The following is a 23,475-nucleotide window of genomic DNA, read 5'->3' on the forward strand; positions in this document are numbered from 1 at the left end:
GATGTTCAAGAAAATCCTCATCGCCAATCGTGGCGAAATCGCTTGCCGCGTCATCAAGACCGCGCGCCGGATGGGCATTGCCACGGTCGCCGTCTATTCCGACGCCGATGCGCGCGCGCCCTTTGTCCAGATGGCCGACGAGGCGGTGCATATCGGCCCCTCGCCCGCCGCGCAGTCTTATCTGATCGCGGAAAAGATCATCGAGGCCGCCAAGCAGACCGGCGCCGAAGCGGTCCATCCCGGCTATGGCTTCCTTTCCGAACGCACCTCTTTCGCCGAGGCTTTGGCGCGCGAAAACATCGCCTTCATCGGCCCGCCCGTCGGCGCGATCGCCGCGATGGGCGACAAGATCGAATCGAAGAAACTGGCCAAGGCGGCGGGCGTCAATGTCGTCCCCGGTTTCGTAGGCGAGATTGAGGACACCAACCATGCCGTGCGGATTTCGGAGGAAATCGGCTATCCGGTGATGATGAAAGCCAGCGCGGGCGGCGGCGGCAAGGGCATGCGTCTGGCCTATAACGAACAGGACGTGCGCGAGGGTTTCCCGGCGGTCAAGCGCGAGGGGCTGAACTCCTTTGGCGATGACCGCGTTTTCATCGAAAAGTTCATCCTGAATCCGCGCCATATCGAAATCCAGATTCTGGGCGATCAGCACGGCAATATTCTTTACCTGAATGAGCGCGAATGCTCGATCCAGCGCCGCCATCAGAAGGTGGTCGAGGAAGCCCCCTCGCCCTTCGTGTCGCCCGCCATGCGCAAGGCGATGGGCGAGCAATGCGTCGCTCTGGCCCGCGCGGTGGGTTATTACAGCGCGGGCACGGTCGAACTGATCGTATCGGGCGCGGACAAGAGTGGCGAGAGCTTCTACTTCCTCGAAATGAACACCCGCCTGCAGGTCGAACATCCCGTTACCGAGGCGATCACCGGCATCGATCTGGTCGAACAGATGATCCGCGTGGCCTATGGCGAGAAATTGGCCATGACGCAGGATGATGTGAAGATCGACGGCTGGGCCATCGAAAACCGCGTCTATGCCGAAGACCCCTATCGCGGATTTTTGCCCAGCACCGGGCGCCTCTCGCGCTATCGCCCGCCTGTTGAGGGCTGGACCGACGATGGCGCGGAAAATGGCCGCCGGGGCGTGGATGGCATCCGCGTCGACGATGGCGTCTATGAAGGCGGCGAAGTCTCGATGTTCTATGATCCCATGATCGCCAAGCTGATCACCTGGGGTGAAACCCGCGACGAGGCCGCCGACAAGCAGATCGCCGCGCTCGACCAGTTCGAGATTGAGGGGCTGGGCCACAATATCGACTTCGTGTCGGCCATCATGCAGCACCCCCGTTTCCGCAGCGGCGAACTGACCACTGGCTTCATCGCCGAGGAATATCCTGAAGGGTTCCACGGCGCGGCCACCGATGCGCAAACACTGGTCCATATTGCCGCGGTCTCCGGCTTTATCGCCACGGCGCGCGCCGATCGTGCGCGTCAGGTCGATGGGCAACTGGCCGCCAATCTGGCTCCGCCGTCCGAATGGGTGGTGACATTGGCCGGTGAAAAATTCGCCGTCAGCATCAAGACCAACAGCATCACCGTCAATGGTGCCGATGTCGATCTGGACATGGAATATACGCCGGGCGACCATCTGATCGTGGCCGAAATCGGTGATGAAGTGCTGGGCCTGAAGATCGAGCCGACGCGCACCGGGTTGAAAGTGACGACGCGCGGTGCGATCCACAAGGTCGACATCCTGCCCGCGCATATTGCGTCTCTGGCCGATCACATGATCGAAAAGGTGGCGCCGGATATGTCGAAGTACCTGATCTGTCCGATGCCGGGCCTGCTGGTGTCTCTCAACGTCAAGGAAGGCGACAAGGTCGAAGCGGGGCAACCGTTGGCCGTGGTCGAGGCGATGAAGATGGAAAACATCCTGCGCGCCGAAAAATCGGCCACCATCGGCAAAATCAACGCCAAGCCGGGTGAAAGCCTGCCGGTGGATTACATCATTCTGGAAATGGAATAGGATTAAGGCGAGGCGGCGGAGAGTCCTTTACCGGGCTTTCCGCCGTTTATTTTGCGGCCAGTTCGGCGTCCAGTTCGATCAGGCGGCGACAGGCCGCCAGCGCGCCGGGCGCATCGCCCGCGGCCAGATGCGTCGCATAGGCCGCGCACTCGCGCTGTCCCTCACGCGTCTTCTGAAATCCGGCCACCATGGCCAATGGGCGCAGCAATTCAATCCGCGCGCCCCAATCTTCATCCTCACGACTAAGAAGATCGAGCGTTTTTGAATAAAGACATTGAACAGCATCGGCGCGTTTACACGATCCCATACAATCACAGTTGATTGCATGGGCTGTCGCCTGAACATCTGTTAAGTCTATATTAATCATGTTGTCTATATTCCCGCCGATACGCGCGCGACTGACAACGCTGCAAACGCAATTAGGTTCCTACAATATCTTTTCTATAGCGTGAAGCAGCAAACCAACAATTCCCCCTACCAATGTCCCATTGATACGGATGAATTGCAGATCGCGCCCGACCGCGCCTTCGATCCGTTCCGAAACGGTACGCGCATCCCACCGGCGCACGGTGTCGGACACCAGTTTCACGATCCCCGCCCCATGCCGCACCGCCAATCCGGCCAGCGAGCGGCGCGCGAATCGGTTAACCTGATGGCGCAACCGCGCGTCGGTCTGCAAAGCCGCGCCAAATCCGGCCAGCCCCGCCCCCATGCGCCCTTCGAGCAAACCGCCCGGATGGCTGAGCGCATCGATCGCGGCGGCGCGGGCGCGTTCCCACAGGCCATCGATCCACGCGCCCATCGCCTGATTGGCCAGAATCTCGGCCTTCATCCGCGCGACCTTTTCCTGCGTCACCGGATCATGGCGCAGATCATGGGCCAATCCGGCCAGCAGATCCTCAAGTTTCGTCCGCAACGGATGCTGGGGATCGACGATGCATTCAGCGAGCAGCTTGTACAGCCCATCCAGAATCGTGTTGGCCAGCGTTTCATCCAGCCCCGTCCAGCGCAACAGCGCATGGGCGCGTTCATGGATCATCTTGCGCAGGATATCCTCATTGGCCTCCAGCGTGATCCCGGTCCAGCGCAGCATCGCCTCGATCACGCCGCGATGACGCCCGTCCGCCATCGCCCCTTCCAGCAATTGCCCCAGCAAGGGCGCCAGTTCGAGCCGTTCCAATTGCCCGCGCACCGTGGATTTGAGCATCGTGCCCAATTGTTCACCCGGCAGGGATTGCAGCATGTCGCCCAACAGCCCCGCCGCGCCTTTGCGCAGACGCGGCTCTCCGCCTTCACGCGGATCGGCCAGAAACCCGCCCAGCGCGCCCGCCACATCCAGCCCCGCCAGACGACGCGCCACGACCTGCGGCGTCAGGAAATTGGCGCGCAGAAAGCCCGCCATGCTGTCGGCAATCTGGTCCTTCTTTTCCGGGATGATCGCGGTGTGCGGAATGGGCAGGCCCATCGGGTGACGGAACAGCGCCGTCACCGCGAACCAGTCGGCCAGCGCGCCCACCATCGCCGCTTCGGAAAAGGCAAGCGCCCATTCCCAGCCCGCCTGTACCGGCGCGAAATGGCGGGACAGCAGATAGAGCGCCGCCATCCCCACCAGCAATCCATGCGCCAGCCAGCGGACGCGGGCGGCCTGCCTGCTGCGCAGGTCGCTCTCGACGCCCAGCCAGCGCCACAGGCTTCTTTCTTGTCTCACTCGGCAGGGGTTACTCCAGCGCGGCCCTCAGGTCCATGGCCAGATTGCCGGGCATGTTCCGGTTCATAGGTCAAAAGCCCACGCCGCAATTTCGGGCCGATGCGTTTTTCAAACCCGTCGGCAAGGCTGAAGGCGGCCGGTACGATGAGCAGCGTCAGCACCGTCGAAAGCGTCAACCCCCCGATCACCACCACGCCCATCGGCGCACGAAACGCCGCATCACCCGACAGCGACATGGCCGCCGGGATCATCCCCGCCGTCATCGCCACCGTGGTCATCACGATGGGCTGGGCGCGCTTGTGGCCCGCCTCGATGATTGCGTCGAATTTATTGGCGCCGCGCTGCATTTCCTCGATGGCAAAGTCGATCAGCAGGATCGAGTTTTTCGCCACAATGCCAAACAGCATCAGGATGCCGATATAGACCGGCATGGAAATCGGCATGTTCAGCATGGCCAGCAGCAACAGCCCGCCCAAAGGCGCGAGGAACAGCGAGGCCATATTCACCAGCGGCGACACCACCCGGTGATAGAGCAGCACCAGCACCGCAAAGACCAACCCAATCCCCGCCGGCACGGCCAGCGCCAGATTGAACACCATCTCCTGCTGCCACTTGGCCTCGCCATAGGCGGTGTTCGACACGCCTGCGGGCAGGTTCTTCATAATGGGCAGGGCTTTGACCTTCTTTTCCGCTTCTCCCTTGACGATGCCGGGCGCCAGATCCGCGCCGATGAAGATGCGGCGTTCCTGATTATAGCGCTGGATCGTCGATGGGCCGGAGCCAAAGGTGATATCGGCCACGCGGCTCAAAGGCACCGATCCGCCCGCCGAAGTCGGCACCGGCAGATTGGCGATATTCGAAAGATCGCGCCGCGCTTCTTCGGGCAGGCGCACGCGGATCGGCACCTGACGGTCGGAAAGCGAGAATTTGGCGGCGTTCTGGTCGATCTCGCCAATCGTGGCGATGCGGATCGCCTGGCTGAGCGAGGAGGTCGAGATGCCAAGGCTGGCGGCCAAATCCATATGCGGCACGATCACCACTTCGGGACGGCGCATGTCGCCGCTGATCCGCGGGGCCACCAGTTCGGGCATATGTTTCATCTGCTCGACCAGTTCAGCCGCCGTCCTGTCCAGCAGTTCCGGGTCCGAGCTGGACAACATGATTTCCAGCCCGCGCCCGGTGGACGAACCGCCATTGTTGCTGGCCTGAAATGTGATGCGCGCGTCGGCAATACCCTGCACGGTGGGGGTGACTTCGCGTTCGAACTGCTTGGTGTGGATCTTGCGATCCTTTTTCAGCATGATCATCACGCGGGCCGTGCCCTCGTTCACGCGTTCCAGAACCTGATCGACTTCAGGCCGCTGGCGCACGATACCGGCCACCTGATCGGCCACCGCCTCGGTCTGGGCCAGCGTCGTGCCGGGGACCATTTCGATGCGGATCTGGGTGAAATCGCTGTTCTCATCGGGGAACATCACGGTCGGCATCGCCATGAACAGCACGATGGTCAGCGCAAAGCAACCCAGCGCCACGCCGATCATCCAGATGCGATGATCGCGCATGCGGGCGCGCAGATGATCGCGCCAAGACAAATGCCCTTTTTCGGCCAGCAAACGCGCCCGCAGCGCCCGCGCGCCCGACACGTCCAACGACCAGTGCAGCACGCGCAGATAGAAGTCCATCATCCGCCCGCCGCCATGTTCGGCGGTCCCATGACTTTTCAGGAAATAGGCCGCCACCATTGGCGTAATCATCCGCGCCACGGCCAGCGACATCAGCACCGAGACAACGACCGTCAGGCCGAAATTCTTGAAAAACGCCCCCGACACGCCCGGCATCAACCCGACCGGCAAGAACACCGCCGCAATCGAGCAGGTCGTGGCCACCACCGCCAGACCGATTTCATCGGCGGCATCAATCGCGGCCTGATAGGCGGTTTTGCCCATGCGCATATGCCGGACGATATTCTCGATCTCCACAATCGCGTCGTCGACCAGCACGCCCGCAACCAAGCCCAGCGCCAGCAGGCTCATCGTGTTGAGCGTGAAGCCGAACCAGACCTTCATGAACCAGAAGGTGGGAATGGCCGACAGCGGAATGGCGATGGCCGAAACCACCGTCGCGCGCCAGTCGCGCAGGAAGAAGAACACCACGATCACCGCCAGAACGGCGCCTTCGACCATGGATTCCATCGAGGATTCGTACTGTTTCTTGGTATAGGAAACCTGATTGAACAATTCGGTGAAATGGACGCCGGGACGCTCCTTGGCGATCTTGGCCAGCTCGACCATCGATTTGTCATAGACCGACACGTCCGAGGCACCGCGCGCGCGGGCGATGGAGAAGGTCACGACCTGCTTGCCATTGACCTTGCCCAAGGATGTGATTTCACCCCATGCGTCGCGCACCGTGGCAATATCGGCAAGTTTCACCACGCGCCCGGCCACCGGAATATCGGCCTGGCTCAGCGCAAAGGCGTCCTGCGCATTGCCCAGTACGCGCACCGATTGGCGGGTGCCGCCGATCTCGGCCTTGCCCCCCGCCGCATTCAGGTTCAGCACGCGCAGGGCCGCATTGACCTGCGGCGCGGTGACGCCAAAAGCCTGCATCCGCGCCGGGTCGAGCGTCACGAGAATCTCGCGGTTGACGCCCCCGTTGCGCTTGATTTCGGCCACGCCCTCCACGCCCAGCAGGCGCCGCGCCACCGTGTCGTCAATGAACCATGAAAGCTGCTCGATGGTCATGTCATCGGCGGCCACCGCGAAATAGGCGATGGGGTTGGTCGAGGTGTTCACCTTGAACACCTGCGGCTCCAGAATACCGTCGGGCAGATTGCCGCGCGCCTGATCGACCGCGTTCTTTACCTCGGCAACGGCGGCGTTAATGTCCTCGCCCAGTTGAAATTCCACCATCGTCTGGCTGGAACCTTCCGATGCGGTCGAACTGATCGAGGAAACGCCCGAAATCGTGCGCACCGCGCCTTCGATGCGCTGGGTGATCTGGGTTTCGATTTCGGTGGGTGCCGCGCCCGGTTGGGTGATGGCCACCACCACGATGGGGAATTCGATGTCGGGCTGGTCCTGAATCTCCATCCGGGCAAAGCTGATGACGCCCATCAGCATCATCGCCACAAAGATCACGATGGGCACCACCGGATGCCGGATCGACCATGCTGAAAGATTACGGAAGTTCATGGAACTCGTCCCTTTCAGGGTTGCTTGGTCTGGGGTTGGCTGCGCGGATTGACCGTTTCGCCCTCGGTCAGGAAAGCGCCGGCGCGCAGCACGACCCGTTCGGCCCCCGACAGGCCCGAGGCAATCGCCACGCCCTTTTCGGTTACCATCGCCACCTTGACCCGGCGGCGCACGGCCTTGTTATCGCCGCCCACGACATAGACATAGCTGCCCTGTGCGTCGGCCTGAAGCGAGGATTCGGGCAGGAGCGGCGCGGAAATCGAACCGCTGCGGATTTCCGCGCTGGCAAAACCGCCGGGGCGAATGTCGCGGTCATAGGGCAGCGCGATACGCGCAATGCCCTGACGCGTGGCGGGGTCGATGACGGGCGACACCTGCCAGACGTGGCCGACGAATTCACGCTCCGAACCCACCGGGCGCACCTTGACCTCTTGCCCCAGCGCCAGATGCGCCAGATCGGTTTCGGACAGGCGGGCGCGCATTTCCATCTCACCCTTGTCGGCGATGCGGAACAGGATGCCGTTGCCGGGGCTGACCACCTGTCCAACCTCCAACGCGCGGTCGAGGACGAGGCCGTCGGCGGGGGCCACGATGTTCAACCGGCGGATCTTGGCCTGCACTTCGCCCAATTGCGCCTGTGCCACGCGGACGCGCGCATTGGCCGCGTCACGCACCGCCGTCAGTTTATCGATATCGGCGTTGGAAATGAAACCATTGGCCACCAGTTTCAGCCCGCGGTCCAGATTGGCCTGCGCAATGCGCGCATCGGCCTGGGCGACGGCGATATTGGCGCCGCTGCTGGCCTGCTGCTGGGTCTGCACCTGACGATCGATCACGGCCAGAAGCTGGCCCTTTTTCACCCAGACGCCCGGTTCGACCAGCACCTGCACCACGGTGCCGCCTTCGCCCACGACGCCGACGGGCATGTCATGGCGCGCGGCCAGAACGCCGCTGGCATTGATCAGGCCCGCCACGGTGGTTAGGCCGGGCGTGGCCACCGAAACCAAAGGCGCCTGGTTGGCGCGCGCGCCGTCCCCGGCCGCGTCGCGATGGGTATAGGCATAGATGCCGCCAATGGCCAAAACCACCGCGCCTGCGGCCAACAATACCTTGTTGCGCGGGAAAGGCTGGATTTCCTCCGCCTCAAACGGCTCTGCCAATTGGACAGACTGAACCTTGGCCTCGACGTTCATCTCGCTCACCACCCCATTATCCCTTGGCCCTGACCGTGGCCCGCCCTTGCGGCCACCGGCTGATATCCGCCCCATGCACGCCAAAGAGATGGCCGCGCGAATTGGGGGGATTTCGGGCCGCTGCACGCACCGTATTACCTGTGTATATCACCTCAATCAAGCGGCCTTTTTGGGCAATGGGCCAGATAATGCGCGGCAAAGCGTGATCAGAACGCAAAAGGGCGCAAGGAGCCAAATGCTCCTGCGCCCTTTCAATCCCTATTCAGGGACAAAAGATAGGTATTTCAGCCGATCAATATTTCAACTGACGCTCATACAGATCGCGATAATGCTGGATTCGCGTGACGCGCAGACCCTGCATCCCGGAACGGTCCACCGCGCGTTGCCACGAGGCGAATTCTTCCAGGGTGAGGCTGTAACGCTCGCACACTTCATCAATGGTCAAAAGACCACCATTGACGGCTGCGACCACCTCGGCCTTGCGACGGACAACCCACCGCGTGGTGTTGGGCGGCGGCAGCGATTCCAGCGTAAGCGGTTCGCCAAGCGGGCCAATGACCATGGCAGGACGGATTTTCTGGTTCTCGATCATTTCATTCCTCGATCGCCGGGATGACGGGGACCGGCAACACCGGAATCTATGCCTGACATGGTTTTTCGAACCCCTCTAAAAACAGGGTTAACATCTTGGAAAGTCCCGTTGCACAAAGCACTAGGTCTGTCCCAAACCGGAGCATAATGTTCCAGAAGCTGGGCGACATGGGGGTCAAAGCTGCCCCCTGCCAACATGGCCGGGGCATCGCTGCACCCGCGCTGAAACGCATGCGCCGCCGCCAGACGCGAGGACAGAGCATGCCAGTCAAGCCGCAACCGATCCCCTGCCGAAGCGGGGCTAAAGGACTGGGCCAGCCAGTCTTCATGATCAAATCGCAGTTCCATGAAACATGGTATAAGCGCAACATGGTCAAGAGCGGGTAAAGGCCGGATTTACTCCTTGGTGACCATGTTTAATTCCGGCAATCCGGCAAACTACCGCCGCCGGGCGGGCGCCAAAGCGGCAAAAATCTGCCGATTTGGCGCTTACGTCGGGTCAGTGTATGGGGCGCTTTATGGCCTATGATTCCCCCTCATTGTTAACCCCTGACGCGCTTCTGGATCTGTTTGATCTTAAAGGAGAGGCAAAAACGCGACGAATCGTTGTCGCGATGTCGGGCGGCGTAGACTCGTCGGTCGTGGCCGCCCTTGCCGCGCATAGCGGGGCCGAGGTGATCGGCATCACGCTGCAACTTTACGACCATGGCGAAGCGGTGAAACGCAAGGGCGCATGCTGTGCGGGCGATGACATTCGCGATGCGCGCGAAGTGGCCGACCGTTTGGGCATTGCCCATTATGTTTACGATCACGAAACGGCCTTTCGTGAAAGCGTGGTCGATCGCTTTGCCGATGATTATCTGAACGGGCGCACGCCGATCCCCTGCATCCGTTGCAATATGGGGCCGAAATTCACCGACCTTTTGACGATGGCGCGCGATCTGGGGGCCGATTGTCTGGCCACGGGGCATTATGTGCGGCGCGTGATGGGGGCCGATGGCGCGCAATTGCATCGCGCGCTCGATCCCGCGCGCGATCAATCCTATTTCCTTTACGCCACGACACAGGCGCAAATGGACTATCTGCGCTTTCCCCTTGGCGGATTGCCCAAGACACAGGTGCGCGAACTGGCCGATCATTTCGGCCTGAAGGTCGCGGCCAAGCCTGATTCACAGGATATCTGTTTCGTGCCCGAAGGCGATTATGCCAGCGTCGTGCGCAAGATCCGCCCCGAAGGCGAACGCCCCGGCGACATCGTCCATGCGCAAACCGGCGCGGTTCTGGGCCACCACAAGGGCGTGATCCATTATACCGTGGGCCAAAGGCGCGGGCTGGAAATCGGCGGCTTGGCCGAACCAGTCTATGTCGTGGGCATTGATGCGCCCGGCGCGCGGGTTCTGGTCGGGCCGCGGGCGATGCTGGCGGTATCGGCGGCGCGGATCATCGAAACCAACCGCATCGGCGCGATCCCCGATGGCGCCGAACTGACCGCCAAGGTGCGCTCACTGGCCAAACCCGTGCCGATCACGCTCGAAGGGCCGCTGGGCGATGGGGCGGATGTGACGATCCGTTTCGCCACGCCCGAATATGGCGTCGCCCCCGGTCAGGCCGCCGTGATCTATGCCGGAGATCGCGTCATCGGCGGCGGCTGGATCGAGGAAACTTTCGCAGCCTGATACCTACTGTTCCCATTTTTCCAGAACGCAGCCTTCGCCCGTGCGAAAGGTTGCGGTCTGGGCGGAAATCAGCGGTACGCGCGCGGTAACGGTCCGCGCCGTTTCATCGGCAGAGAGCATGACCATGCTCATGCCCGGTTCGAAATCGCTCTTGCACTGATCAAGCGGACGCCCTTCGACAAAGTGGCAGGAACAGGCGATCCGCGCGCCAAAAGAGGCCCCCGTCAACGCATCCTTGGCCAGCGCCGGCCCTTTCCACACGCCCATCACCGCCATGGCCAGCAGCACAAGGCCCAACACGCCCAGCACAATTTTCAAACGAAAACCGACCGCTATCGCGCCGCCTTCGCGTTGCCATTTGAGCTTGAAACTTGCCATTGGTGAAGACCTTGCGCATGGAGGCATCGTGATGGTCACGCGCCGCCCCCCCCTTATCGCGCCCAAGCGCCGCTTGCCAACCCTTGGCATGGGGACTCGCTGCGCGCTGGCCGCGCTCTCGCTGGGCCTGCTTTCGGCCTGCGGTGGCGGACAACCGGCGGAAAAACCGCTTTCACCCCAAGCCATGGCCGCGATCAATCCGCGTCCCGGCGCCCCGCGAGAAGCGCTGGCGCGGGCGGTGGACGAATTGTTCACCGATTCGGCTTTGGGTGAAACCCGCGCTCTGGTGGTCATGCACAAAGGGCGGATCGTCGCGGAGCGTTATGCGCCCGGTTATGGACCGAATACCAAGCTGATCGGTTGGTCCATGTCCAAGACGATCACCGGCGTGCTGATCGGCCTGCTGATTTCCGATGGGCGGCTGACGCTGGACGAATCGGCGCCCGTGCCCACATGGCAACGCCCCGGCGACCCGCGCGGCGAAATCACCTTGCGCCAATTGTTGCAGATGCGATCGGGCCTGCAACATGTCGAATCGACGAAACCGGCAGGCGATGCCGATACGGTGCGCATGCTGGTGCTGGACGGGCGCGACGACACCGCCGCCTATGCCGAGGCCCAGCCCCTGATCGCCGAACCGGGCAGCAAATGGGAATATTCCACCGCCACCAGCGTCATCCTGTCCGACATTGCCGCACGTGCGCTGACCGACAGCCGCGACCCCGCCGTGCGCCGTCAGGTGATGAGCGACTATTTGCGCAGCCGCCTGTTCATCCCCGCCGGAATGCCCAGCGCCACGCCAGAATTCGACGCCGCCGGCACCATGGAAGGCGGCAGCATGATCCACGCCACCGCGCGCGATTGGGCCAAATTCGGTGAATTCCTGCGCAACAACGGCATGGTCAATGGCGCGCGCATCGTGCCCTCGGACTGGGTCGGGTTCATGCGGTCGCCCGCTCCCCACAACCCCGGCTATGGCGCGCAACTCTGGCTCAACCGCCCGCAACCCAGCGGGCACGAGGAACTGTTTCCCGGCCGGGGCAAGTCCAATATCTTTGCCGCCATCGGCCACCTTGGCCAATATGTCATCGTCTCGCCCGATCAGGAACTGACCGTGGTGCGTCTGGGCAAAACCGACGGGCCGATGCGGGCGGCGCTGGTGCGCAAGCTGGCCGATATTGTGCAGTTGTATAATCAGGATTGATTGCGGCGCGGGGTTGTTTGGGCGCCTCCGGCGGGCAAAGGGTCTTGACCCTTTGCAATCCCATTACTGTCGATGTTGTGGCGGTGACGAAGCCCTGCGCCAGAGACGAAACTTCTGATTTTTAAAGCCTGCGGCGCCAAGCGGCGCCAGTTCGCCGCGCCGCAGGCTTTATACAACCATCGCGCCAAACGAAACCCCGGCACCCCGCCACCACCCATTAACGGGATTGCAAAGGGCCCCCGCCCTTTGCCCGCCGGAGGCAAACTCACCTTACCCCTTAAACATCCTGCAAAATATCCCGCCCCGCCACGCCGCGCTCGTCGACATGGCCTTCGGGATCGGGATGAATCAAAATCTCCACATCGGGGAATTCGGCATGCAGCTTGTCCTCGATCTCATCCATCACGCGATGGGCTTCGGTCACGGTCATGCGGCCATCGACCCAGACGTGGAATTGCACGAAATCGCGGTTGCCGCTGGTGCGGGTGCGCAGGTCGTGGACGCCGCGCAATTCGGGGTGGCGGCCAAGGACTTCGACAAAGCGGGCCTTTTTGTCTTCGGGCCATTCGCGGTCCATCAATTGCTCGATGGCTTCTTCCGATGCGTGCCATGCGCCCCATGCCAGCCACAGCGCAATGCCAAGGCCGAACAACGGGTCGGCCCGCGTCCACCCGGCATATTGGTCGAGCAGCAGCGCGACGATCACCGCCAGATTGAGCAGCAGATCGGATTTGTAATGCAGATGGTCGGTCGAAATCGCCACCGACCGGGTTTGCCGGATCACATATTGCTGCCAGCCGAGCAGCGCCAGCGTGCCGACAATCGCGATGGCCGAAACAAGGATGCCGTCGCCCGCCGCGCCGGTGCGTTCACCCGACGCCAATTGCTGAACCGAATGCACCGCCAGAGCGACCGACGAAGCGGCGATCAGCATGACCTGAAACATGGCCGACAGCGCCTCGGCCTTGCCATGGCCAAAGCGGTGGTTGTCATCGGCGGGCATCCCCGCCACCCATACCCCCGCCAGCGTGGCAATACTGGCCACCAGATCCAGCCCGGTGTCGGCCAGGCTGCCCAGCATGGCGGTCGAACCGGTGCTCCACGCAGCCCAGCCTTTCAGCCCCACCAGCAGCAGGGCCATGGAAATGCTGGCATAGGCCGCGCTGCGGTTGAGCGCGGAATGGTCGCGGGCGGAATGATCGTGTTGGGCCATGATTGCGCCTTTTACGGGTAAAGCAGCGTGCTGGTCCAGCCACCAGCCTCACGCGTGAAACGGCGGCGTTCATGCAGGCGGAACGTACGGTCCATCCAGAACTCCATGGCCGTGGGCACAAGGCAAAAGCCCGTCCAGTGCGGCGGGCGCGGCACCGGGCCGATCAGATGGCGCGCGGTCACGCGGGCAATATCGGCGATGAAAGTGCCGCGTGATGCCAGCGGCGCGGACTGGTTGCTGGCATGGGCGCCCAATTGCGAATCGCGGCTGCGGCTGGCGAAATAGGCGTCGGCCATTTCATCGGGCACCTGATGGATCGCGCCTTCGATGCGGATCTGGCGGCGCAGGCTTTTCCAATGGAACAGCATCGCGGCGCGCGGATTGGCCAGCAATTCGCCGCCCTTGCGGCTGTGGCTGTTGGTATAGAACACAAAGCCGCCGTCCGGGCCGAGCAGGTCGGGTCCGTGGTCCTTCATCAACACCATGCGCACCGAAGGGAAACCATCGGGCGTCGATGTCGCCAGCGCCACGGCTTCGGGATCATTGGGTTCGGACGCCTTGGCATCGGCAAACCATGCGTCGAAAAGAGCGAAAGGATCACCGCCGACAATCGCGTCAGATTCCGAACTCATAACCATTGTTTCCCATCAGGTTTGCGCCGTTCCGCGCCGATAGGACAGTTTGCCCGATCAAGAAAGCGGCGAAAAGGGCAACAAGCATTTGATCTGATACCTTGCAGGGCGGCCTTTGCCATCCTAGCTAGGCGGGCATGGCACAAGATCCTTATGCAATTCTGGGTGTATCGCGCGGCGCTAGCGAAAAGGACATCAAGTCCGCCTATCGCAAGCTGGCCAAGGAATTGCACCCCGACCACAACAAGGACAACCCCAAGGCCGCCGAGCGTTTCAGCGAGGTGACGCGGGCCTATGACCTTTTGTCCGATAAAGACAAGCGCGCCCAGTTCGACCGCGGCGAGATCGATGGCGAAGGCAATCCGGCCGGATTTGGCGGCGGTTTCGGCGCCGGCGGTTTCGGGGGCGGCTTTGGCGGCGGCGGTCAACGTGGTTTTGGCGGCAATGGCCCCGAGGGCATGGATTTTGGCGATATTTTTGAAGGAATCTTTGGCGGTCGCACCGGCGGCGGCGGCGGGTTCGGTGGCGGCGGCTTTGGCCGTCACGCCCCGCCCAAGGGACAGAACCGCGCCTATCGCCTTGCGGTAACCCTGCCCGATGCGGCGATTTGCGCCAATCAGCGCATCACTCTGGCCGATGGCAAGACGGTGGATGTCAAATTGCCCAAAGGCGTCGAGGACGGGATGCAGATCCGTCTGTCGGGCAAGGGCGATCCGGGGCCGGGCGGGCCGGGCGATGCGATGATCACCATCGCCGTCATGCCCCATGCCTATTTCCGGCGCGATGGCGATGACATCCGCGTCGATGTCCCTGTCACGCTGGACGAGGCGCTGTTTGGCGGCAAGGTCAAGGTGCCCACCGTCGATGGCGCGGTCATGCTGACCGTTGCGCCGGGCAGTTCGAGCGGCAAGACATTGCGCATCAAGGGCCGCGGCTTCACCCGCAAGGACGGGACGCGCGGCGACCAATATGTGACGCTGGAAATCGCATTGCCCGAAGGCGACGCGGATCTGGCCCAGCGGCTCGAAGGGTGGCGCGACAGCCGCGATCTTCGCGCCAGGTTTGGATAAGCCCTTGCCGGGCCGGGGCAAGAGCGGGGGGAAGCCCGGTGCTTCCCCGCTGTTGCCCAACGGTTTTGTGCTTAACACCCATCTGCATGATCTGACGCCGGAGGCGCGGCGCAAGCGAATCGCGCGGCTGGATGGCGACATGACCGAAAAATTGCGCGCCCATCTGGGCTATCGCAGCTTTACCGTGATCCAGCGCGTGGTGACGGGCGTGTGGCGCGACGGGTTCATCCATGCGGGCAATCTGGCCTATATGGCCATTCTGGCGATCTTTCCCTTTTTCATTGTGGCGGGGGGCCTGTTCTCGCTGGTGGGGGAAACCAGCGAGCGGGTCTATCTGGTCCATGCGTTTTTGCGGGTGATGCCGCGAATCGTATCCGGCGTTCTGGAACCGGTGGCGCGTGATGTGGTGGAAATGCGCCATGGCTGGTTGCTGTGGGTGGGCATGGCGGCGGGATTGTGGACGGTGTCCAGCCTGATCGAGACGGTGCGTGACATTTTGCGCCGCGCCTATGGTACGCCGGTGGCGCGTAAAACCTTTTGGCGGCGGCGGTTGATCGGGACGGGGCTGGTGATGGTGGCGGTGATCCTGCTGCTCGTCTCGCTTTACATGCAGGTGGCGATCAGCACGACCTTGCAACTGATTCCCATCGGCACGATTCGCCAACAGGCCATGGCCGCCAATCTCAGCCTGTCGCGTCTGGTGCCGATGGGCGTGTTGTTTGGCGCGCTTTATCTTTTATTTTTCATCCTGACGCCAAGCGTTTATCGGGGCCGGATCTATCCCAAATGGCCCGGCGCGCTGCTGGTTACGCTGTGGTGGGCGGTGGTGTCGCTGGTGCTGCCATGGTTGCTGCGCTGGCTTTTTATGTATGATTTGACCTATGGCAGCCTTGCTGGCGCCATGATTGCGTTGTTCTTTTTCTGGCTTGTCGGGCTTGGACTGGTTACAGGCGCGGAATTGAATGCGGCTCTGGCGGTGACGCCCGAAGAACGCGACTGGTTGGGGCAGGCGGATGACCGCGCCTCGCAGAACATGAGGGAAGATTACGAATGACCGGACTGATGCAGGGCAAGCGTGGCCTGATCATGGGGCTGGCAAACGACAAGTCGCTGGCATGGGGCATTGCCCAGAAGTTGCATGAACAGGGTGCGGAACTGGCCTTTTCCTATCAGGGCGAAGCGCTGAAAAAGCGTGTCGGGCCGCTGGCGGAAAGCCTTGGCAGCGATTTCCTGATCGATTGCGATGTGTCGGATATGGACGCGCTGGACGCGGCCTTTGACGCGTTGAAAGAGCGTTGGGAAACGATCGACTTTGTCGTCCATGCCATCGGCTATTCGGACAAGACGCAGCTGCGTGGCCGTTTTTACGACACCACGCTCGACAATTTCCTGATGACGATGAACATCTCGGCCTACAGCCTTGTCGCCGTGACCAAGCGCGCGCAGGCGATGATGCCCAATGGCGGCTCGATCCTGACACTTTCCTATTATGGTGCGGAAAAGGTCGTGCCCCATTACAACGTGATGGGCGTGGCCAAGGCCGCTCTGGAAACCAGCGTCAAATATCTGGCCAATGACTGCGGCCCGGCGGGCATTCGCGTCAACGCCATTTCGGCCGGCCCGATCAAGACGCTGGCCGCCAGCGGGATTGGCGATTTCCGCTATATCCTCAAGTGGAACGAGCTGAATTCGCCGCTGCGCCGCAATGTCACGATTGACGATGTGGGCGGAGCGGGCCTCTATCTCCTGTCCGATCTGGCCAGCGGCGTGACGGGCGAGATTCACCATGTGGACGCCGGTTACAATGTCGTGGGCATGAAGCAGGAAGACGCGCCCGATATCGCGTTGAGCTAAATGGAAATGCGGGCGCGAGGATGGATTTTGCCCCTCGCGCCGCCTTTCTTCGGGCGGGCAAAGGCGGCATAAGGCGCGCTCATGTCCGACCCTACCATCCTTTCCGCCCTGATTTCGGCCTTGGCCATGACGGCCATCGTGTCCTTGCGCTATCTGCTGTCCAGCGGCGGTTTCGCATGGGCGACGCGGGTTAAGCAACCGGGCCTTTACGCGCCCCTCTCGCGCCAGATTCGCGGCGAAATCTTCTGGTCGCTGATCTCCTGCGCCATTTTCGGCATTCCGGCTGGGTTGGTCGCTTGGGGGTGGAAAGCGCATGGCTGGACGCGAATTTATGAAGACATCCACGCCATGCCCTTGTGGTATTGGCCGCTCTCGATCCTGATTTACCTGTTTGCCCATGACACGTGGTTTTATTGGACCCACCGCTGGATGCATGAACCGCGGGTGTTCCGGGTGTTTCACGCGGTCCACCATGCTTCGCGCCCGCCCACGGCATGGGCCGCGATGGCCTTTCACCCGACCGAGGCGTTGACGCAGGCCTTTGTGATCCCCTTGCTGGTCTTTGTGGTGCCGATCCACGTTGGCGCTCTGGGCGTTGTGTTGACGGTGATGACGGTGATGGGCGTGACAAACCATATGGGCTGGGAAATTTTTCCCCGCGCCATGGTCCATGGCCGAGTCGGCCAATGGATCATCACCGCCAGCCATCATCAGCGCCACCACGAGATTTATAAGGCCAATTACGGACTCTATTTCCGATTCTGGGACCGGATTTGCGGCACGGACAAGGGAATCGGCGAGTTCAAAGCGGGAACAGGGCACTAAATTCGCCGCCGAATGGCGCAACTTAACGGCCCGTTTACCTAGTTGCGCAAGGATCCCCCTGACAGATTCAGACGGGAGAAAAAGGATGGACGGGTCACGCGGCTATTTTGAACGCAATGCGGAAATCAGCCCGTTTGCCGAGGTCAATCCCGCCATGGACGAGGATGATGACGACATTCTCGACATGCCGCCCATGGTGGTGGCCGAGGGCGAGCGCCGCCTGCAAATTCTGGCCTATGATCATTGGACCCAATTGCTGGGCCCCAGAACTTTGCCGCTGATCGCCGATCTGAAGCTGGACCAATTGCCCGATATCGCGCCCAATGCGGTGCTGATCGATTTTGCGCAAAGCATCGAGGATCCGCGTATCGCCTTTGTCGGCGAAAAGCTGGCGCAGGAATGCGGCGTGGCGCGTGACATCACCCATCTGGATCAGGTGCCCGACCAATCCATGCTGGCCCGTTTGACCGGCCAGTATATGCAGATCATCGCCAATCAGGCGCCCATCGGTTTCGAAGAAGAATTCATGAATCCGCGCGGCGCGACCATCGCCTATCGCGGCATGCTCCTGCCCTTTGCCGAGGAATTGAACGGGCCGATCCGCTATGTCCTTGGCGTCGTCAATTGGAAGGAAGCCGCCGATGCGTCGCTGAGCGAGCAATTGGCGCGCGAATTCAACGCCTCCTTTCACGAGGATGGCGAACCGCCCCGCCTGACCCCGGAACAGACCGTGGCGCAATGGGCCGCATGGGCCGATGGGCCGCAGGCCGAAGCCGATGCACGCGCAGCGTCGCTGGCCGACTGGCTGATGGAGGCGCGAGCCTTGGCCCAGACCGCCGGGACCAACCCGGAACGCCCGCGTCAGGCGCTCTATGCCGCGATTGGGCGGGCCTATGACTTCGCGCTGGCCGCACGGGACAAGCCGGTCGAATTGAAAGAATTGATGGCGCAGGCCGGGCTTGTGGGCCAGCCGCGCGCGCCATTGGTGCCGATTGTCAAACTGGTGTTTGGCGCCGATCACGACAAGACGCGCCTGACCGAATATGCCACCGCGCTGTCGCATGGGATGCGGCTGGGCCTGCCGCAGGGCACTTTGGCCGACCATCTGGCGCAGGCCAGCGGCGGCCTGAAGGGCGTTGTGGCACAGGAACGCCGCCTGCGCCGCGATGAAAGCGCCAATGAGGCCGAGAATGGCAATCCCCTTGACCGGTTAACGCCGCGCGCGATGGACACGCTGGGCGCCCGGGGGCCGGAATATTCGGTCGTGCTGGTCCGCCGGATGGAGGATGGCACCATCGCGCTGCTGGGTGATCTGGGCGATGATCCGGCGCTGATCACGCGGGCCACGCGTTTGCTGACGCCGGAATAAACGGCGCGTCATTCTTCAGGCGCGGTTCACGGGAAAACATGTTAGGTGATCCCCAGCATGTCCCTACGTTCCGCGCTCGCTTCTGCTTTACGATCTATGACGACGGTGGCCGCATGCCTGTTGGCCACGACGCCGGCGGCGGCGCAATCGGTGCTGCGCGATGCCGAAACCGAGGCGTTGCTGCGCGATATGTCCGCGCCATTGGTGCGCGCGGCGGGGCTGGACCCGAAAAATGTCGATATCGTGCTGGTCAATGATTCCTCGGTTAACGCTTTCGTGGCCGGGGGGCAGGCGGTCTATATCCATTCGGGCCTGATCAACGAGGCGTCTTCGGCTCTTGAGGTTCAGGGCGTGATTGCCCACGAATTGGGCCACGTCGTGGGCGGCCATGCGATTGATGATCGCGGGGCCAAGATGGCGGGCAATATCTCGATCCTCTCGCTGTTGCTGGGTGCGGCGGCCGCGGCGGCGGGCGGCGGCGCGGCGGCGATGGGCGTGTTCATGGCCGGGCAACAGGCCGCGATGGGCAAATTCCTGGCCTATACGCGCGGCGAGGAAGAAGCCGCCGATGCGGCGGGCGCTTCGTTCCTGTCCAAGGCGGGCATGTCGGGGCGCGGCTCGCTCGAATTTTTTCACAAGCTGTTGGTGATGGAAAACCGCGCGGGCTTTACCCGCAGCGACGAGGCCGCCTTTTATTCCACCCACCCGATGACCGATGAACGCATCTCCTATCTGGAGGATGTGTACAAAAAGGACCCGGCGTGGAACGCCCCCAGCAATCCGGCGCTGGAGGAAAGATTCCAGCGGGTGAAGGCCAAGCTTTACGGCTATCTGGCCGAGCCGCCCAACACGTTCAAAGCCTTTCCGGAATATATGAACAATATTCCCGCGCTTTACGCCCGTGCCTATGCCTATCACAAGGAAGGCTTTCTGGATAAGGCGACGAGCGAGACGGACAAGCTGCTGGCCATGGGGCCAAGCGATCCCTATTTCCTTGAACTCAAAGGGCAGATCCTGCTGGAGGCGGGCAAACCGGCCGAAGCGATCACCCCCCTGCGTCAGGCAACAGCCCTGACCGGCAATCAGCCCTTGATCGCCACCACCTTTGGCCATGCGCTGATTGCCGAGGATGATCTGGTCAATTCCAGAGAACATCTGGACGAGGCACAAAAAGTGTTGAAAGCCGCCGTGGCGCGCGACCGCGAAAATCCCTTTGCATGGTACGTGCTGGGCATCATCTATGCCAAGAACGGCGACCTGCCCCGCGCCCGTCTGGCCAGTGCGGAACAGGCATCGCTGTCGGGCAATTGGGGCGGCGCGCTGGTCAATGCCGAAGCGGCCAAGAACGGGCTGCCGGTCGGATCGGCGGACGCCATCCGCGCCGAAGACATTGCGATGGAAGCGCGAAGCTATCTCGCCAAATCCAAAAAACGATCATAACGGGGCGGCAAAGCGCCCGATAAAGGAAATTCCATGTCTCAGTTCCGCACCTATGCTTTGGCCACGCTGTTTGGTTTGGCGGGCGGTCTTGTGGGCGCTTCGCTCGCCCCCTTGCTGCCGTTCAACCATGGGGCACAGGTGGGCGCTGTGCGCGAGGCCTTGCTCGAACGCCCGGAAATCCTGAGCGAGGCGGCCGAAAAGCTGAAATCATCGGACGCGGAAAAGCAATTGGCGCAGGTCGCCCCGCAGGCGCTCAAGCCCTTTCCCGGCGCGGTGATCGGTAACCCCAATGGCAAGCATGTGCTGGTCGAATTCATGGACTATGCCTGCGGCTATTGCCGGGCCAGCGAGGAAGACGTGGCCAAACTGGTGGCCAATGATCCGCAGGCGCAGGTGGTCTTGCGCCAATTGCCTATCCTGACACCGGAAAGCACGGATGCAGCGAAAATGGCGCTGGCCGCCGCGAAACAGGGCAAATTTGCCGCTTTCCACAAGGCGATGTATGCCGCAGGCCGCCCCAACACCCAAACCATCGCCAGCGCCGCCCAAGCCGCCGGTATCGACATGGCCGCCGCGCAAAAGGTCATTGCCGACCCCGCCACACAGGCCGAAATCGAAACCAATCTGGCGCTGGCCCGCCACCTTGGCCTTGGCGGCACGCCCAGTTGGATCGCGAACGGCAAGATCCTTGGCGGGGCGGTCGGCTATGACACTCTGGCCGCAGCGGTCAAAGAACAGGGCTAAAGGCTGATTTTGCTGGCCTCTTCCCCTGCGCGCGCGCATCTGCGATAAACGCGCATCATGGCCGTGCTTCCTTTTCGCCCCTCACCCTTCTTTGCCAACAAGAACAAGGCGTTCTGGCGACTGCAAGTGCTGGGCTGGTCAGGCGCGATGTTGCTTCGCGCGATGTCCAGTCTGGCCAACAATCAACCGGCCAGCTTTCTGGTCATGGTGTTGATCGCCACGATCACGGGTTTTTCGATCTCGCTGCTGCTGGCGGTGGTCTATCACCAACTGATCGGTCAACGACCCTTGCTGACATGGGGCGTGACGATGGTGGTGCTGCCTTTTGCAGTGTCGCTCTATGCCTTTATGGATGGCTGGGTGATCGCGCTTTACCGGCCCGACAGCATCACCAGTTTCGCGCAATTGTTCATCGGCGTGTTCTATCTGGACGCGACGCTGTTGGGGGCATGGTCGGCGCTTTATTACGCGATCAACTTTTTCCTGCGGATCGAGGAGCAGAATGACCAGTTGATGCGGCTGGAAAATCAGGCGACCAGCGCGCAACTGGCCATGCTGCGCTATCAACTTAACCCGCATTTCCTGTTCAATACGTTGAATTCGATCTCGACGCTGGTCCTGCTCAAACAGACCGATCAGGCGAACGCGATGCTCACGCGCCTGTCCTCTTTCCTGCGCTATACGCTGATCAATCCGCCCACGGGCCGCGTGACCGTGGCGCAGGAGGTGGAGACGCTCAAACTCTATCTGGGCATCGAATTGATGCGGTTTGAGGAACGTTTGCGCACCACATTCCGCATTGATGAAGCGTGCAAGGATGGGCTGCTGCCCTCGCTATTGCTGCAACCTCTGGTCGAAAACGCGATCAAATATGCGGTGTCACCTCAGGAATCAGGCGCCGAAATCACCATTGCGGCCGGGTTGATCGGGCAAAACCTGCGCATCACCGTGTCCGACACCGGGCCGGGCATGAACGCGCAAAATGCCGAAAACCGCTCCAGCGGCATATCCTATGACGGGCGTGAACAGGTGTCGACCGGCGTTGGCCTTGCCAATATCCGTGACCGTCTGGTTCAGGCCTATGGAACAAATCACCGGTTTGACATGTATGAACCACCCGAAGGGGGTTTTGCCGTCACCATCGAAATACCGTTTGAAAAGCGCCAACCGTCGCCTGCACCTTCACCGGTCACGCCACGTTCAGCCTTGGCCGTGTGAATGGAACGCCGTTATAACGATTCAAGGTCCGCGAAACGCGGCAATTAGCAGGATCCAATTGCATGACCATCCGCACCATTCTCGTCGATGACGAAAAGCTGGCCATTCAGGGCCTGCAATTGCGGCTTCAGAAATTTCCCGATGTGGAAATTATCGACACGTGCAACAATGGCCGTGAAGCGATCCGCAAGATCAAGACCGAAAAGCCCGACCTCGTTTTCCTGGACATTCAAATGCCCGGCTTTGACGGCTTTGCCGTGGTCAAGGGCGTGATGGAAATCGAACCGCCGCTTTTCGTCTTTGTCACCGCCTATCAGGAACACGCTGTGCGCGCCTTTGAGGCCAATGCCGTGAACTATCTGATGAAGCCGGTGGACGAGGACCGCCTGGCCGACACGCTCGACCGCGTGCGCCAACGCCTTGCCGACAAGCGGGCATCGGAAGAAGCCGAAAAGCTGAAGAACGTGCTGGCCGAAGTGGCGCCCGATGCGATGGACGCGATGGAGGACGAACCCGTCGATACGGGCGCGGACCGCTATGAAAAGCTGCTCAACATCAAGGATCGCGGGCAAATCTTCCGCGTCGATGTCGACACCATCGAACGGATCGAGGCCGCGGGCGACTATATGGTCATCTATACCGCCGACAATTCGATGATCCTGCGCGAAACGATGAAGGATCTGGAACGCCGCCTCGATCCGCGCGTATTCCAGCGGGTGCATCGCTCGTGGATCGTCAACCTGAACCTCGTGCGTCAGGTCAAGCCACACACCAATGGCGAATGTTTCCTCGTTCTGGAATCAGGCGCGGATGTGAAAGTGTCACGGTCGTACCGAGATGTGGTGGCGCGGTTTGTGCATTGATTTTTAAAGGTGCCTTCGGCGGGCAAAGGGCCTTTGAGCATCGCGCCAAAAAGTGGGAACCGGTTTTTGGCATCAGCGATGCGACCACAAAGACTTCCCTTTGCAATCCCATTAATGGGGTGGCGCTTGGTTGGCGACGATGCGCGATTGGTTGTGAAAGCCTGCGGCGCGGATAGCGATACGTTTGCCGCGCCGCAGGCTTTATCCTGAAACGGCGCGTCTGGCACATAACGCCGCCCTCCACCCGCAACAAAGACAGTAAAGGGAGCGCGAGGGTCTA

At 61.6% G+C, this 23,475-nt stretch carries 21 protein-coding genes; 13 read left to right on the top strand and 8 right to left on the bottom strand.

Going from position 1 to position 23,475, the window contains the following annotated elements:
* The first annotated feature begins 1 nt into the window (after nucleotide 1).
* Nucleotides 2-2,023, top strand: coding sequence for an ATP-binding protein (locus ACZ9HU_RS14270; protein WP_476105894.1), 2,022 nt, complete (start codon nucleotides 2-4; stop codon nucleotides 2,021-2,023).
* Between the two features lie 46 nt (nucleotides 2,024-2,069).
* Here ACZ9HU_RS14270 and ACZ9HU_RS14275 read toward each other — a convergent pair whose 3' ends face one another.
* The 5 genes from ACZ9HU_RS14275 to sciP form a co-directional block, all read right to left on the bottom strand.
* On the bottom strand, nucleotides 2,070-2,330 hold the full coding sequence (locus ACZ9HU_RS14275) for a hypothetical protein (RefSeq protein ID WP_476105895.1): 261 nt from the start codon (nucleotides 2,328-2,330) through the stop codon (nucleotides 2,070-2,072).
* Between the two features lie 120 nt (nucleotides 2,331-2,450).
* Complete coding sequence (locus tag ACZ9HU_RS14280) at nucleotides 2,451-3,731, bottom strand: DUF445 domain-containing protein (RefSeq protein WP_476105896.1); 1,281 nt, start codon at nucleotides 3,729-3,731, stop codon at nucleotides 2,451-2,453.
* On the bottom strand, nucleotides 3,728-6,925 hold the full coding sequence (locus ACZ9HU_RS14285; RefSeq protein ID WP_476105897.1) for an efflux RND transporter permease subunit: 3,198 nt from the start codon (nucleotides 6,923-6,925) through the stop codon (nucleotides 3,728-3,730). Before ACZ9HU_RS14285 ends, ACZ9HU_RS14280 begins: the two co-directional genes overlap by 4 nt.
* 14 nt (nucleotides 6,926-6,939) lie before the next feature.
* Nucleotides 6,940-8,118, bottom strand: a complete 1,179-nt coding sequence (locus tag ACZ9HU_RS14290; protein WP_476105956.1) for an efflux RND transporter periplasmic adaptor subunit — start codon at nucleotides 8,116-8,118, stop codon at nucleotides 6,940-6,942.
* Nucleotides 8,119-8,410: 292 nt separating this feature from the next.
* The gene (gene sciP / locus ACZ9HU_RS14295) at nucleotides 8,411-8,710 is read right to left on the bottom strand and encodes a CtrA inhibitor SciP (RefSeq protein WP_168603328.1); all 300 of its coding nucleotides are present in this window, start codon (nucleotides 8,708-8,710) and stop codon (nucleotides 8,411-8,413) included.
* Between the two features lie 146 nt (nucleotides 8,711-8,856).
* Between sciP and ACZ9HU_RS14300 the strand changes: the two genes are divergently transcribed.
* Nucleotides 8,857-9,096, top strand: a complete 240-nt coding sequence (locus ACZ9HU_RS14300) for a hypothetical protein (RefSeq protein WP_476105898.1) — start codon at nucleotides 8,857-8,859, stop codon at nucleotides 9,094-9,096.
* 131 nt (nucleotides 9,097-9,227) lie between these two features.
* Nucleotides 9,228-10,385, top strand: coding sequence for a tRNA 2-thiouridine(34) synthase MnmA (gene mnmA, locus ACZ9HU_RS14305; protein ID WP_476105899.1), 1,158 nt, complete (start codon nucleotides 9,228-9,230; stop codon nucleotides 10,383-10,385).
* Nucleotides 10,386-10,388: 3 nt separating this feature from the next.
* Here mnmA and ACZ9HU_RS14310 read toward each other — a convergent pair whose 3' ends face one another.
* The gene (locus ACZ9HU_RS14310) at nucleotides 10,389-10,763 is read right to left on the bottom strand and encodes a hypothetical protein (RefSeq protein ID WP_476105900.1); all 375 of its coding nucleotides are present in this window, start codon (nucleotides 10,761-10,763) and stop codon (nucleotides 10,389-10,391) included.
* A gap of 88 nt (nucleotides 10,764-10,851) precedes the next feature.
* Between ACZ9HU_RS14310 and ACZ9HU_RS14315 the strand changes: the two genes are divergently transcribed.
* Nucleotides 10,852-11,967, top strand: a complete 1,116-nt coding sequence (locus ACZ9HU_RS14315; protein ID WP_476105901.1) for a serine hydrolase domain-containing protein — start codon at nucleotides 10,852-10,854, stop codon at nucleotides 11,965-11,967.
* Nucleotides 11,968-12,244: 277 nt separating this feature from the next.
* On the opposite strand, the gene ACZ9HU_RS14320 is transcribed toward ACZ9HU_RS14315, so the two are convergent.
* Together ACZ9HU_RS14320 and pdxH are read right to left on the bottom strand one after the other, a co-directional pair.
* Nucleotides 12,245-13,180, bottom strand: coding sequence for a cation diffusion facilitator family transporter (locus tag ACZ9HU_RS14320; RefSeq protein ID WP_476105902.1), 936 nt, complete (start codon nucleotides 13,178-13,180; stop codon nucleotides 12,245-12,247).
* A gap of 11 nt (nucleotides 13,181-13,191) precedes the next feature.
* Nucleotides 13,192-13,812 (bottom strand): pyridoxamine 5'-phosphate oxidase, encoded by a 621-nt coding sequence (pdxH, locus tag ACZ9HU_RS14325; RefSeq protein ID WP_476105903.1) that lies wholly within the window; start codon nucleotides 13,810-13,812, stop codon nucleotides 13,192-13,194.
* A gap of 137 nt (nucleotides 13,813-13,949) precedes the next feature.
* On the opposite strand from pdxH, the gene ACZ9HU_RS14330 reads away from it, so the two are divergent.
* The 9 genes from ACZ9HU_RS14330 to ACZ9HU_RS14370 all read left to right on the top strand — a co-directional run bounded on the left by ACZ9HU_RS14330 (nucleotide 13,950) and on the right by ACZ9HU_RS14370 (nucleotide 23,195).
* On the top strand, nucleotides 13,950-14,882 hold the full coding sequence (locus tag ACZ9HU_RS14330; RefSeq protein WP_476105904.1) for a DnaJ C-terminal domain-containing protein: 933 nt from the start codon (nucleotides 13,950-13,952) through the stop codon (nucleotides 14,880-14,882).
* Nucleotides 14,883-14,949: 67 nt separating this feature from the next.
* Nucleotides 14,950-15,936 carry a YihY/virulence factor BrkB family protein gene (locus ACZ9HU_RS14335; RefSeq protein WP_476105905.1) on the top strand — a complete coding sequence of 329 codons (987 nt, stop codon included), beginning with the start codon at nucleotides 14,950-14,952 and terminating at the stop codon, nucleotides 15,934-15,936.
* A complete protein-coding gene (fabI, locus tag ACZ9HU_RS14340) occupies nucleotides 15,933-16,736 on the top strand; it encodes an enoyl-ACP reductase FabI (protein WP_476105906.1) in 804 nt (267 codons plus the stop codon). The genes ACZ9HU_RS14335 and fabI overlap by 4 nt, the downstream gene beginning before the upstream one ends.
* 81 nt (nucleotides 16,737-16,817) lie before the next feature.
* A complete protein-coding gene (locus tag ACZ9HU_RS14345) occupies nucleotides 16,818-17,561 on the top strand; it encodes a sterol desaturase family protein (RefSeq protein ID WP_476105907.1) in 744 nt (247 codons plus the stop codon).
* Nucleotides 17,562-17,646: 85 nt separating this feature from the next.
* On the top strand, nucleotides 17,647-18,930 hold the full coding sequence (locus ACZ9HU_RS14350; RefSeq protein WP_476105908.1) for a PAS domain-containing protein: 1,284 nt from the start codon (nucleotides 17,647-17,649) through the stop codon (nucleotides 18,928-18,930).
* 96 nt (nucleotides 18,931-19,026) lie between these two features.
* Complete coding sequence (locus tag ACZ9HU_RS14355; protein ID WP_476105909.1) at nucleotides 19,027-20,370, top strand: M48 family metalloprotease; 1,344 nt, start codon at nucleotides 19,027-19,029, stop codon at nucleotides 20,368-20,370.
* Between the two features lie 33 nt (nucleotides 20,371-20,403).
* Nucleotides 20,404-21,114: a DsbA family protein gene (locus ACZ9HU_RS14360; RefSeq protein WP_476105910.1), complete on the top strand. Its 711-nt coding sequence runs from the start codon at nucleotides 20,404-20,406 to the stop codon at nucleotides 21,112-21,114.
* Between the two features lie 57 nt (nucleotides 21,115-21,171).
* Nucleotides 21,172-22,332 (top strand): sensor histidine kinase, encoded by a 1,161-nt coding sequence (locus ACZ9HU_RS14365; RefSeq protein ID WP_476105911.1) that lies wholly within the window; start codon nucleotides 21,172-21,174, stop codon nucleotides 22,330-22,332.
* A gap of 62 nt (nucleotides 22,333-22,394) precedes the next feature.
* Nucleotides 22,395-23,195: a LytR/AlgR family response regulator transcription factor gene (locus ACZ9HU_RS14370; RefSeq protein WP_168603315.1), complete on the top strand. Its 801-nt coding sequence runs from the start codon at nucleotides 22,395-22,397 to the stop codon at nucleotides 23,193-23,195.
* Nucleotides 23,196-23,475 lie beyond the last annotated feature (280 nt).

This window comes from Novosphingobium sp. Sphag1I, from assembly GCF_056279125.1.